The sequence below is a fragment of the Mesorhizobium sp. M7A.F.Ca.CA.002.05.1.1 genome (assembly GCF_003998335.1).
In the GTDB taxonomy this organism is placed as follows: domain Bacteria; phylum Pseudomonadota; class Alphaproteobacteria; order Rhizobiales; family Rhizobiaceae; genus Mesorhizobium.
Window position 1 is genome coordinate 1 of sequence record NZ_RZQI01000002.1, and the last position, 12044, is coordinate 12044.

Sequence of the window (12044 nt, forward strand, 5' to 3'; positions counted from 1 at the left end):
GCAGTCGTTCGTGAATTCCAGCAACGAGCTGGACGGCTTCGATGTCGACGTCGCCAAGGCGATCGGCAAGCACCTCGGCGTCAAGGTCGAGTTCATCACGCCCGGCTGGGACATCATCACCGCCGGCCATTGGGCGGGGCGCTGGGACATGCATGCCGGCTCGATGACGCCGACCAAGAAACGCGCCGAGATCTTCGATTTTCCGGCGGTCTACTATTACACGCCGGCGGCCGTTGCCGTGCACAAGGACAGCAAGGCCAAGACGCTGGCAGATCTCGACGGCAAGGTGGTCGGCGCCACCAGCACCTCCACCTTCGAGGCCTATGCCAAGAAGGATCTGACGCTCGACGCCGCCGGCGCGCCGCCATTCGAGTACAAGCTCAACCCGAAGGAGGTCCGCTCCTACGAGAATTCGACGACCGCCTTTGACGACCTCCGCCTCGGCGACGGCGTGCGCCTGGACGCGGTGGTCTCTTCACTGCCGTCGATCCTCGACGCCGAGAAGGCCGGTTACCCGATCAAGCAGCTGGGCGACCCAGTATTTTACGAGCCGCTGGCGATCGCCACCGAACGCGGCGATCCCGAACTCTCCGCCAAGATCGGCGACGCCGTGAAAGCGATGAAGGAGGATGGCACGCTGAGCAAGCTTTCCGAAAAGTGGTACGGGCAGGATTACTCGAAGACCAACTAGCCCCCTTAAAAGGCGCCTGCCCCCCGGGCAGGCCGCCGAACAGCCGGTGCTCAAAGATGCTTTATCCGGATACCGTCGAAGCCGAAGTCCTCGTCCACAAACCCTGGTTCGTGGCTACGATGTTCGGCGTCGTTCTGCTTCTCTTCATGGCTTTCAACATGTCGAGCACCAGCTTTGCCGAACTGATGCGCCCCGTGATCGGCGAACCGTCGGTGAGTGGCTTCTACGGCCGCTTTGCCATTGCTTTCGCCATAGCGGTGATCTTCACCTTGAATGTCGTGTTGATCGGCTTCGCGCCGCTCAAGTTCCAGATCGGCATCGTATGGCTCGAACTGCTGCTCCTGTTTGTTGGCTTCTTCGAGACGTTCCATCTCAGCTTGCCCTTTATCAGAGAGAAACTGCCGTTCCTGATCAGCCAGGGCGTTGTCACCACGCTCTACGTCTCGGCGATTTCCATCGTCATCGCTTCGGTCATCGCGGTGGCGGGAGCGGTCGCCAAGCTCTCCAACAATGGCTTCGCCTACGCCATCGCCAGCTTCTACACCTCCTTCTTTCGCGGCCTGCCCCTGCTGATGCAGGTCTATCTGATCTATCTCGGGCTGCCGCAGCTCGGCTTTGTCATTGATGCGGTTCCGGCCGGCATCCTGGCGCTATCGCTCTGCTACGGCGCCTACATGACCGAGATCTTCCGCTCCGGCATCCAGAGCATCGATCGCGGCCAGTGGGAGGCGTCGCGCTCCATGGGCTTCGGCTTCACGCTGACCATGCGTCGCATCATCCTGCCGCAGGCATTGCCGGTCATCATTCCGCCAACGGGCAACCAGTTCATCTCGATGCTGAAGGATTCCTCGCTGGTCTCGGTCATCGGCGTGTGGGAGCTGATGTTCCTGGCGCGCACCCTCGGACAGAAGACCTTCCAGCACATGGAGATGCTGATCTCGGCAGCGATGATCTACTGGATGCTGTCGATCTGCCTCGAACTGGTCCAATCGCGGATCGAACGGCATTACCACAGGAGCAAGGTGCGATGAGCGCCCCCGCCATCATTGAAGCCAAGTCCGTTTCCAAATGGTATGGCCAATTCCAGGCGCTGAAGGACATCAACCTGATCGTCCACAAGGGCGAGCGGATCGTGATCTGCGGGCCCTCGGGTTCCGGCAAATCAACCCTCATCCGCTGCTTCAATCGCCTGGAGGCGCATCAAGAGGGCGACATTGTCGTCAACGGCGTTGCCTTACATGGCAAGATGACCAACGTTGCCGCCGTGCGTTCCAACGTCGGCATGGTCTTCCAGCACTTCAACCTGTTTCCGCACATGACGGTGCTGATGAACTGCATGGCCGGCCCAATGTGGGTGAAGGGCGTATCGGAAAAGCAGGCGCGCAAGACCGCGCTGAAGTTCCTCGAGCGGGTCCGCATTCCCGAACAGGCGAACAAGTTCCCCATCCAGCTGTCCGGCGGACAGCAGCAGCGCGTGGCGATTGCCCGCAGCCTGTGCATGGAACCGGCTGTCATGCTGTTCGATGAGCCGACCTCCGCACTCGATCCGGAAATGGTCTCCGAGGTGCTAGAGACGATGACGGGATTGGCTCGGGACGGCATGACCATGGTGTGTGTAACACATGAGATGGGTTTTGCTCGTGCGGTTGCCGACCGGGTGATCTTCATGGACGCTGGGCAGATCGTCGAGGAGGGCACGCCCGACGGGTTTTTCGGCCACCCTTGCCATGATCGAACCAAGTTGTTCCTCAGCCAGATACTAAAGCATTAAACTTCCAGAAAAAAATGCGTGGATGCGCTGGACGAACGGCCCGTGCCTTTCCTCGACCAGCAACGCGCCGGCTGCCGCGGTTTCACCACGCCATTTTTCCTGTCCGTTTCTTCCTTTGCGCGCTTCAACGATTTCTCGGCACGTTTGACGCACAACCTTGAACTGCCAAGTTCGAAATCCAGAATTTCAGCCATCGTTCCCCTTCCTATGCGGTTGCGGTCCCTTCGGCTGATAATTACGGCTGTTCTGTTTGGTTCCGGCCAATCGCGACCCGGCTCCAGATTTTACAGGAGCCAGGCCGATCTGGTCCTGCCGATTTAAATCTCTCCGGCAATGGGCTTGAGCGCATCTTCTGTCGCAGGCTCCAGCGGGGCGCGGCAACGTTCCGGAGCAAAGCGGCGCGCCGAAGGACGATCTGAAATCCGCCCCGGGACATATCCGCGATGCGATCGACCGCGCTTTCAAGCTTTCGCGCGATAGATAGGCGCGCCGATGATCATGGAAACCTTCGACCATGTTCACTCCGAGGAGGTTTCAAGTTGTTTGGGGAATGACATGTGCCGGCCAAGTGGCCTATCTCACGCATCGCCAGCACCTATGCGATTGCCAAGACGGCTGTGCCGGCGTGACGGTCCACGAACTCGAATAGCGATCCTGGGGACCGCTGGATGTCGCAAATTGCGCCGTTCGCAACGTCGCGGCGGAGGTAGGTCCGGTTTGAGTCGAAAGCTTCGGTTGCGGTCGAATGAGCAACCGCCCTATGTGCATGCGTCATGACCATCGGATCGATCTTTGAATGAGCAAATTAGCCACAAGGCGCGCATTGCTGCTCCTCAATCCAAAGGCGCGGCGCGGCCAAGAGCTGATCGCCCCGATTGTGGAGCGGCTGGAGCGCGGCCGGCTTTCTGTCGCTGTCGAAAAGTTCGAGGCGTTGCCGGAGATCGCTCGTGACATCGTTCGCTTACGCCAAACGGCCGACCTTGTGGTCGTGTGCGGTGGCGATGGTTCGGTGTCGGCGGCGGCGATGGCTGTAGTGGAAAGCAGCCTGCCGATGGGCATTATTCCTATGGGAACGGCTAATGACCTCGCTCGCACACTCGACATCCCTATGGATCTTCTGCAGGCCGCTGACGTGATCGCGCAGGGCCGACTCCGGCAGATCGATATCGGCACGGTCAATGGCAATGCCTTCTTCAACGTTGCGAGTATCGGACTCAGCACTGAACTGGCGAAGGGTCTGGATCCCACTTTGAAGAAGCGTTTCGGCAGGCTCGGCTATGCGCTGGCGGCGATGAAAGTGTTGACGCGGGCCACGCGGTTCCACGCGAAGATTGTTGAGAAAGGCACGTCGACCGACGTCGAAACCTACCAAATTGCGGTGGGAAACGGTCGTCATTACGGCGGCGGCAACGTGGTGGAAGAGACGGCCGAGATCGATGACGGACATCTCGATCTTTATAGCTTGGAAATGACGAACCTTTGGAAGCTGGCGCTGATGCTCCGCTCCTTCCGGTCTGGAAGGCATGGCGCCTGGCGAGAGGTGCGCACGGCTAGGTGCGTCGAGTTCGACATCGAGACGGAGAAGCCGATGCCGGTCAACACCGATGGTGAGATCGTCACCTCGACACCAGGCCATTTCAAGGTCCATCCAAAGGCGATCTCGGTCTTTGCGCCTCCGCCCGTGGGCATTCGACGTCGCACAGAAGGAGCATTCGGTGCGGACCTTTGATTTGTCGGGCGACCATCCCGGTGTCAAGGCTGCGCGATAGCTCGTCCGGCCGCCGAGGCACGCATGATATCGTGTTCTCGACGCGCTTCAAAGGTGCCTTCCCATCGCCGCTCGAATATTAGCAACCTCTTGACGACCGCCGACCGCGCTCCAGAATCTCTCAAATGGCGCGGGAACAGACTGGCATCGATTTTGGCCACGAGGTGAGGGTGGGCGGCGTCACCCGTCTGGAACTGCTCGACGACGATGAAGGTGGCAAGGCCACGGTCGGCGGTTGGGTCACGGCCGAAGCTGGCCCCCATCAGGGCATGGAAACGCGCCCCGCCGGTGCTCGGCGATGAAAAAAGCCAGGACTGACAATCTCCTCACGGCCATCAAAAGCCCCGGCCATGCGCTGTCGATGAAGGATCCAGCGCATGTCGAGATTTTCCCCGACTACATAATCAACAAGCGCCACATGGTAGCGGCAGCGGTGGTGGCAGTCCCGCTCCTGTTCGGTTTCACTGGCCTTGCTATTCGTTATGCCGCTGTTGCTTCAACGTTGGCAGAACCAGGCTTCGAGTCTTATGCTCGTGCGCTCTGCCGATGGGATTGCCACTGGTATCTGGATATTTCCGAACGCGGCTACGAGCGCTTTCCCATCCCAAACCAAAGCAACGTCGGACGATGGGGCTTCTTTCCATTCTATCCGATGCTGGTAGCGGTGATCCGGGCGATTTTCCCCTTCGCCACGATACTGGTCGCGACGATCACTTCGATTGCATGCAGCTACGCCGCGTGTCTGGTGGCATGGCCGCTGTTGGAGAAGAACATGCGGGCCTATGTACTGTACTGCGCTTTTCTGCTTAGCGGCCCGTTCTCCTTCCACTTCACAACTTTCCTTTCCGAACCTCTTTTCGTGCTCCTGACCTCGATTGTCTTCCTGGCACTCAAACGCTCCAGCTATGCCGTCGCTGGCATCTCGTCAGCGCTCCTTTCGGCAACGAGGCTCGTTGGGGTCCTTGTCGTCTTTGCGACCGTCATTCAAATGTTCCAGCAGCATCGAGAACGGGGCGGCTCACCACTCTCCTTTCCGCGTTGGGTGCTCGGTCGACCGGATCTGCTCGTCGCTATCTTTATCTCGCCTGCCGGCTTGTTTGCCTACATCCTGTTTTTGTATGTCACTGTCGGTGACGGCTTTGCGTTTCTGCACGTCCAACGCGCCTTTGGACGAGTGGCTGGGAACCCGCTCCTGTTTCTATGGGACGGGCTCTCAGCATTTCCCAAGACCGGGTGGCTGCCCACGGCGCCGCAATGGAGTGCGCTCGCAGCGATCATCGGGCTGGCGCTATCAGTCGTGCTGGTGGCTCGCAAGCAATATGGCGCTGGGGTCTTCTGCGCGATCTGCATTCTCGTGCCATTGATAACGAATCTGGCCTCCATGGTCAGATACGTCATTGGGCTGGCGCCTCTGATAATGTTGATGGCCGTCCTGTTGTCGGCGTCGAAACTGATCTGGCTCGCCGCTTTGGTTCTCTTCCTGGTCGCCTGCTATTTCATGACGGCGGCATGGATTGGAGGCTACCTTGCTTTGGTCTGACACCCTCAATCCCCGTGGACGCGCCATCTCGCTTGGCGCTTACGCGCTCGCCGCGGTTCTGGCCGTGTCCGAACTCGCCATCCTTGCGCTGGCTCTCCATCCGACTGTCCACGCCGACTATCGTGCCTATTACATCGACCGCACGACGACATGCCTCAACCGCGATGCCATTGGCAGCTACTCACTCGGCCAGACAGTGTCCTTCCGGTCCGATGGCGCCAAACGGGCAGCCGGCATGAAAGTTTGTGGCTGGTCGGGGCCGGTAGCCGACGGCACGCATTCACTGGGCGAGACCTCGCGGCTTCGCCTGCAGATACCGCCGCTTCGCGACGGTCTCAAGGCAACGCTACAAATGGCCGCTGTCATTCGTCCGCCACAGACGACGCAGAGGGTAATAATCTCGGTGCATGGCGTGTCCGTGCATAAGGTCACACTGTCGGGCAAGCAACCGATGACCGTCTCGTTCGTCATTCCGCATGCAGCTTTTTCGAACGCCAGCACGTTCGAAATGACCTTTGACTATCTCGACGGGATCCCGCCCAGCCAGGCCGCCAGCGACATTTACAAGCGCTCCATCAAATTGGTGTCGTTTCGACTGGACGCCATTTAGAGCATTATTGCCTCTGGCGGGAGCGATTGCCGTGCCGACCGGGAATGCGTCCGGCAAAAACCCACCGGTCAAGCACGAAGAAATTGATGCCGGGGACAAGCAAGCACGTAATCAGCACGGGAATGATGAGCGGCAAGCCCAGCTTTACCGTCAGCAACGCCGGCGCCCCATAGGCAATGGCCAAGCCTGTTGCCCCCAGCAGGAGAAAACGCGGAGCTTCAGTTCGATGCGATCGGCCCGACACGAACGTCAGGGATTTGTGAGCCAGATACGAAAACAGGGTGGCTGCGGCATATGCCCCAAGCGAGGCATGGATGGGCGTTAAACCGAGCCACTCCGATTTGGAAAAAGCAGCAACCAAAGCGGCATACAGAAGTGTGGCAGCGATGCCGACCAGGCCGAAGCGTGCCAGTAGCTTCAGGGAGTCGTCGCCGGCAGGCCGATGCTCATGCATGCGCACTACACGCATACTGTGCCCCCAGCGGCAGGGGGGCGAGCGCGCGTTCGACTTTTCGGGCCAAGGACCTGCCCGACGGCAGCAGCAGGAAGTGCTCGGATCGGATGTTGCTGAAGCCTGCTTCTTGAAGGAGGGACGCTGTTTTGGCTGCGCTGAGCAGCACCGCGTCATGGTCGAAGGGACACCGGAACACAGCCAGACGCGTCAGCGGGTTATAGGGATTGTGCTCGATGATGCAGGCGACACCGCCCGGGCGCACGACGCGCCGCATCTCGCGCATGAACCCGAGCCAGGAAGCTGGCGGTACATGATGGACGACGCAGCTGGCGAAGGCCAGATCAAAGACCCCATTGTCGTATGGCAGGTTCAGGCTGGTGCAGGCCCTGTATGTGACGCTCGGATTTTCCTGCCTCGCACGCAGGATCGATTCCTGCGAGATGTCACAGCCGTCCAGGCACTCGAAGGCGCCTTTGAGATAGGGATGGAGCACACCTACGCCGCAGCCGACATCAAGCACCCGTACTTCCGAGCCGGCATGACGAAGCCCCCGCTCGATCACAACGCGTCGCAGCAACTCGGCCTTCGCCATGAGAAAGAAGTCGTGCTTAAGCCCTGAAAAGCGGATCGATCCCTGGACCGTCTCACCATAATTGAATCTATAGCTGTCGAAGGGTTCGGACATTGGCCGGGACTCCAATCCGGGATTTTCGAGGCGAGCGGCGGCTCTTGCCCGGGACGGCAGACATCGGCCGGTCGAAGCCGGTGAGGCGATCGATCACGTAAAGCGGGCGCCGTTTTACTTCGGCGTGGATGCTGCCGACATACAATCCGACCACGCCGGTCATGAAGAGGTTGATGCCGCACAGGAGCGACACGATCATCACGGTGGATGTCCAGCCGGCAACAATGCCGGTTTCAAAGGCCCAGGCGTAGATGGCGTAGGCACCAAAGGCTACGGCCAGCGCAGAAATGGCCAAGCCACCCCAGAGCGCCAGGCGCAGCGGCTGCTCCGAGAAACTGACGATGGCGTGCACAGCAAGATGCACCATCTTCCAGAATGGGTATTTGGTCTGGCCATGGGCTCGTGCCGGGCGCTCGAAAGACACCGACGCCTGCTTGAACCCCATCCAGCCAAACATGCCCCTGACGAAGCGATCCTGTTCGGGCATCTGCCTGAAAGTTCTCAGCGCTTTCGGACCGACCAACCGGAAATCTCCAACGTCGCGCGGAATGTCAACGGTCGTCATCCTTTCCAGCAAGCGATAGAAGAGACTTGCCGTGAAGCGCTTGAACCAGGATTCGCCCTCGCGTTTAACGCGCCGGGCATAGACAATTTCGAAACCTTCCTTCCACTTCGCCACCAGATCGAGAACCACCTCGGGTGGGTCTTGGAGATCGGCATCCATGACGATGACGGCATCCCCCTGGGCGGCGTCCATACCGGCTGTGATTGCTATCTGGTGCCCAAAATTGCGGGAAAGCTCGATCAGCCGAAAACGAGGCTCGGCGGCGACCACACGCCGAAGGTAAGTGACGCTGCCATCGCGGCTTCCGTCATCGACGAAAATAGCCTCTGTCTCACCGTCCAGCTGGTGGATTAGCAACCTGATCCGCTCGATCAGACGAGGCAGCACTTGTTCCTCGTTGTATATCGGCAGAACCAGCGAGTAGCGCAGCGACACGTTCGCTCTCATCCCGGCACTTTGGATTACAGAGGCCTCCATGCCGATCAAATGAAACGCCAGCCTCAAAGTTCCATAAGGCATTACTAATTTAATTTGTTGTTGTAGGCGGGTGGCGAGCTGTTCGTTCTGAACGGCTTCGGTCTGATTTGGCATGGGATATCGTTTCGCGCGCCGGCGGAGCAATGCGCTGTTTCGCAATCATTGTCGGGCAAGTGGCCGCCTTACCAGCTCTTGTCAGCGCGTCGGCGCGCGATAATTTTTGAGGGGAAGGGACTTCGACCAAAGGAGCCGACGATGGAACACCAAACTTTAAGCCAACTGCAGACAATTGCAGAAGTAGAACCCCTGTCGACATACCCGATCATGACCCGGCAACAGCGCATTGAGCGCTGGGCAGAATTGCTGGAACAACATCCCGAGCGACGCCTGACAGCGCTTACCGGCACTGAGCATCTGAAGCGGGAAGCTCGCGACGCAGCGCGCGGTGAGGGCTCGCCAATTACAGTGGCCTTCGAGGACCCGCTACTGCGTGCGTTAGGCCTGAAGGATGACACCTATGGGGCAGCAAAGCGCTTCTTCGAACTGTCTGACGGGGAGTTGCACGACATCGTCTGCAGTTGCCATGTCGGAACCACGTTCAGAGGGCAGTGGGCTGCCGCCAGAGTCCGCCGGTCAATCGGAGGGAACAGGTTTCTTAAGTGGCTTAGAGAGAGAATGTGGCACTGAGGTCGCCAAGGACGGCGATTGAAGCTCGTTTCAAGCGAGGTGGATGAACGATTGGGGCGCCAGTGGAGCGCCGTGTTGACGACGGGGGTCGGCGCCGTCCCACGGCTGTGCAGACGGGTGGGGCGCTCCTCGGTCCCAGTTTACTCGCGGTGCGTTCCAGCATGGCTGCAATACTCCAGGGGCAGGATTCTGGAATCCTGTTTGCGGCTAGCATCACCACGTGAAGACATCGATCGTTCGCCATCTGCTGCGCTAACCTCAATCTCGGCGGCGCCTGGCCTGTATGGCAGCAAAGGTGACTGGGCGAAAATCCCAGGCGTCGACGCCGACGTCGTGCTGGCGCGTCATTGGCTTCAGCCGGCCATGAGAATGGCCGTGCAGGTTTATCGATTTCTTGCCGATCTTGTTCCAGGTGCGGAACGGGTAGTGGCAAAGAACCAAGAAACTGCCCTCGACAGTTAGCTCCTTGTAGTGTTGCACGCTAGCCCAAGCCGAAGCGCGGAGCGTTACCATGCCGTCGTTGTTGCCGATGATCAGGTGTTTGGTGCCGTGGAGGCAGGACAGCAGCGAAGACACTGTCTCGGCCGATCCCTTGGCGAAGTCGCCGAGGTGCCAAACCTCGTCATTTGGAGCAACAGTCTCGTTCCAAAGTTCAGTCAGTGCCTGGTCGTGCGCCACCAATGAACTGAAGGGGCGGGGGTCGAGCCGCAGAATGCGGGGATCGTTGAAATGCGTGTCGGAGGTGAAGAAGATCATGCGCCGCCGCTGGCTGAGATGAGCGCTCGACGATCGCTTTTAAGTTCGGTTGCCGGAGCGGCTTTTGGGTCCATCATCGATCCTGATTTGGGCTTCCCTGAGCATCTTGAGTGCCTCTTCCTTGGTGAGGCCGCACTTGCGCGCAAAGTAGAGAGCTTCGATCGCCTTTTCACGATCTGTGGCTTCTGTGTGCTGTTTAAGCTTTTCACATCGTTCTCTATCACCTTTTGATGCCACCGAACCATCACGGTGCCGGGTTGTTCCCATCCATCGGATCTGCTGACCTGCGGAGCGCCGCTGCCTGATGTCGCCGATAAACGAGATCCCGAGACCTGTAGCAGGCATCAGCTTGGTCGTTTCTATGTGGCCCGTCTGGGAGGCACTGTCGGAGCTCTAAAGTTGCCGAACGCTTTGCGGCGGTTGCTTTTGGCTACGAGCGGGCGCGGCAGGCATCTACTGCCGAAGGCGGCTCGAGCTCGCGGAGGAACCATGCATCGCGCTTTTTGAATCGCAGTCTGAAGACCCAACCGCGATCACCTGGTGCGCCCGACGGTAGGACAGCGAGAAGCCTTGCCTCTGCCTTTGCAAGGTTGCCATGGCGATCCGGAACCTCGAGGCATGTGGAGAGTTGTCCAGCAGCCCAGCGGAGATCCAAGGGCGCCATCAGATGCCAATCCCGGCGTCGCCGCGCAGCCGAAACGCTCTAGCAAGCCGGCAACTCCATCACCGGCACGGCACAAGGCCTCCGGAGCAGGATTATCTATCGACGGGCTCCCAATGGTATGAAGGACAATGGCCCATGAACGTCGCCAACCTGCAATTGGAAGGTTTGCTTATGGCGGTCGCGGCCGTCAATAACGCCTTGGTCCGCAGAGGCCTTCTCTCGGTCGATGATATCGACACGGCGTTGAAAAACGCGGAAGCCTCCTTCACGGTTGATGAGCGCCTCTTCGAGGATATGTCGCCGGCTAACCGCGACGCAGTGTGTTTCCCTTTGCGGCTTTTGCGGCTGGCTAACACCGAGCAGTTCGAAGCGAGTGTGCCACCGTTTTCCGAGCTGGCCAGGCAGGTGGGGATCACCAAGGAGCCTAATAACGACCAGATGTGAGGGAGGAAGGTCGACCTGCGCGGGTGGCCTCGAAAGACGTGATGAACGATGACCCTGTAGATTCGCTCGCCAACGCAATTCGGCATCGCAGCGCAATTCTGTTTGTTGGGGCAGGGGTTTCGATCAGCGTTGGATTACCCTCCTGGGAGAAGCTGATAGAGCGAATGGCAAAGGAGCTCGGCGTCGACGACGAATTTTCCACGCGACGCGATCGTTTTCAAACCCTGGCCGAGTACTATCGCATCAAGCATGGCAGCATCGGGCCACTTCGCAGTTGGATGGACAGAAACTGGTCCGTCCCCAAGGACCGGATCGAGAAATCCGAGTTGCATCGTCTCATCGTGAGGCTCGACTTCCCTGTCATCTACACAACTAACTATGATCGGAATCTGGAACTGGCTTATGAGATATACGGTCGGGACTACGTGAAAGTGGCCAATGCACGCGATGTGGCGCAGGCCCGCCAAGGCATTACCCACATCGTCAAGTTCCATGGTGATTTCGACGAGGATTCGTCCCTCGTCCTCACCGAAACGGACTACCTCGATCGTCTCTCCTTCAATTCTCCGCTGGACGTGCGTTTTCGCTCGGATGCGCTCGGCAGCACGATCCTCTTCATTGGCTATAGCCTTTCCGACCCAAACATTCGGTTGCTGCTGCACCGTCTCTGGCAGACGTGGCATCGGTCCGGCTATGAGAAAGATCGCCCGCCCTCGTTCATCTTCATGACCAGCCGAAACCCTGTGGAGGAGGCCGTGCTTGGACGTTGGGGCATTTCGGTCGTGGTCGGCGAAATCGACGAGCCGCAAGCTGCTTTGGTGGACTTCCTCAGCCGGCTGGCGGAGATGGTTGGGGATGGGGAACTGTCGCCAAAAAGTGGGCGATAGCAACATCCGTATGATGGGCAGTTCGGCGGGCTCTCAAGGAGCGGC

At 59.1% G+C, this 12044-nt stretch carries 16 protein-coding genes; 10 read left to right on the forward strand and 6 right to left on the reverse strand.

Annotated elements, in window-relative coordinates; genetic code table 11:
* The 3 genes from EN939_RS00155 to EN939_RS00165 form a co-directional block, all read left to right on the forward strand.
* A partial coding sequence (locus EN939_RS00155) for a transporter substrate-binding domain-containing protein (protein ID WP_245473040.1) occupies positions 1–691 on the forward strand: 691 nt, incomplete at its 5' end.
* A 56-nt stretch (positions 692–747) separates the two neighbouring features.
* The gene (locus EN939_RS00160) at positions 748–1722 is read left to right on the forward strand and encodes an amino acid ABC transporter permease (RefSeq protein ID WP_127266450.1); all 975 of its coding nucleotides are present in this window, start codon (positions 748–750) and stop codon (positions 1720–1722) included.
* Positions 1719–2462: an amino acid ABC transporter ATP-binding protein gene (locus EN939_RS00165; RefSeq protein ID WP_127266451.1), complete on the forward strand. Its 744-nt coding sequence runs from the start codon at positions 1719–1721 to the stop codon at positions 2460–2462. Before EN939_RS00160 ends, EN939_RS00165 begins: the two co-directional genes overlap by 4 nt.
* Here EN939_RS00165 and EN939_RS00170 read toward each other — a convergent pair.
* Positions 2459–2656 carry a hypothetical protein gene (locus EN939_RS00170; RefSeq protein ID WP_127266452.1) on the reverse strand — a complete coding sequence of 66 codons (198 nt, stop codon included), beginning with the start codon at positions 2654–2656 and terminating at the stop codon, positions 2459–2461. The genes EN939_RS00165 and EN939_RS00170 overlap by 4 nt on opposite strands.
* A 602-nt stretch (positions 2657–3258) precedes the next feature.
* Here EN939_RS00170 and EN939_RS00175 point away from each other — a divergent pair.
* From EN939_RS00175 to EN939_RS00190, 4 genes are all read left to right on the forward strand, one after another.
* Positions 3259–4191, forward strand: coding sequence for a lipid kinase (locus tag EN939_RS00175; RefSeq protein ID WP_127266453.1), 933 nt, complete (start codon positions 3259–3261; stop codon positions 4189–4191).
* Positions 4192–4355: 164 nt separating this feature from the next.
* Positions 4356–4532, forward strand: a complete 177-nt coding sequence (locus tag EN939_RS00180; protein WP_127266454.1) for a hypothetical protein — start codon at positions 4356–4358, stop codon at positions 4530–4532.
* Positions 4529–5770: a hypothetical protein gene (locus EN939_RS00185; protein WP_127266455.1), complete on the forward strand. Its 1242-nt coding sequence runs from the start codon at positions 4529–4531 to the stop codon at positions 5768–5770. Before EN939_RS00180 ends, EN939_RS00185 begins: the two co-directional genes overlap by 4 nt.
* Positions 5757–6380, forward strand: coding sequence for a hypothetical protein (locus EN939_RS00190; RefSeq protein ID WP_127266456.1), 624 nt, complete (start codon positions 5757–5759; stop codon positions 6378–6380). The genes EN939_RS00185 and EN939_RS00190 overlap by 14 nt, the downstream gene beginning before the upstream one ends.
* A 4-nt stretch (positions 6381–6384) precedes the next feature.
* On the opposite strand, the gene EN939_RS00195 is transcribed toward EN939_RS00190, so the two are convergent.
* Genes EN939_RS00195 through EN939_RS00205 form a run of 3 tightly spaced genes read right to left on the reverse strand, consistent with a single transcriptional unit; the run spans position 6385 to position 8531 of the window.
* Positions 6385–6849 carry a GtrA family protein gene (locus EN939_RS00195; RefSeq protein WP_127266457.1) on the reverse strand — a complete coding sequence of 155 codons (465 nt, stop codon included), beginning with the start codon at positions 6847–6849 and terminating at the stop codon, positions 6385–6387.
* Positions 6827–7519, reverse strand: a complete 693-nt coding sequence (locus EN939_RS00200; protein ID WP_127266458.1) for a class I SAM-dependent methyltransferase — start codon at positions 7517–7519, stop codon at positions 6827–6829. The genes EN939_RS00195 and EN939_RS00200 overlap by 23 nt, the downstream gene beginning before the upstream one ends.
* Positions 7494–8531, reverse strand: a complete 1038-nt coding sequence (locus EN939_RS00205; RefSeq protein ID WP_127372400.1) for a glycosyltransferase family 2 protein — start codon at positions 8529–8531, stop codon at positions 7494–7496. Before EN939_RS00205 ends, EN939_RS00200 begins: the two co-directional genes overlap by 26 nt.
* 285 nt (positions 8532–8816) lie before the next feature.
* On the opposite strand from EN939_RS00205, the gene EN939_RS00210 reads away from it, so the two are divergent.
* Positions 8817–9248, forward strand: a complete 432-nt coding sequence (locus tag EN939_RS00210) for a hypothetical protein (protein WP_127266459.1) — start codon at positions 8817–8819, stop codon at positions 9246–9248.
* A gap of 258 nt (positions 9249–9506) precedes the next feature.
* Here the strand turns inward: EN939_RS00210 and EN939_RS00215 are convergent, their stop codons facing one another.
* The gene (locus EN939_RS00215) at positions 9507–10004 is read right to left on the reverse strand and encodes a metallophosphoesterase family protein (RefSeq protein WP_127266460.1); all 498 of its coding nucleotides are present in this window, start codon (positions 10002–10004) and stop codon (positions 9507–9509) included.
* A 39-nt stretch (positions 10005–10043) separates the two neighbouring features.
* Positions 10044–10349, reverse strand: coding sequence for a hypothetical protein (locus EN939_RS38455; RefSeq protein ID WP_236383244.1), 306 nt, complete (start codon positions 10347–10349; stop codon positions 10044–10046).
* Between the two features lie 454 nt (positions 10350–10803).
* On the opposite strand from EN939_RS38455, the gene EN939_RS00225 reads away from it, so the two are divergent.
* Entirely contained in the window at positions 10804–11112 is a 309-nt protein-coding gene (locus EN939_RS00225; protein WP_127266462.1) for a hypothetical protein, read from the forward strand.
* A 41-nt stretch (positions 11113–11153) separates the two neighbouring features.
* Positions 11154–11999: an SIR2 family NAD-dependent protein deacylase gene (locus EN939_RS00230; protein ID WP_127266463.1), complete on the forward strand. Its 846-nt coding sequence runs from the start codon at positions 11154–11156 to the stop codon at positions 11997–11999.
* Positions 12000–12044: the final 45 nt, after the last annotated feature.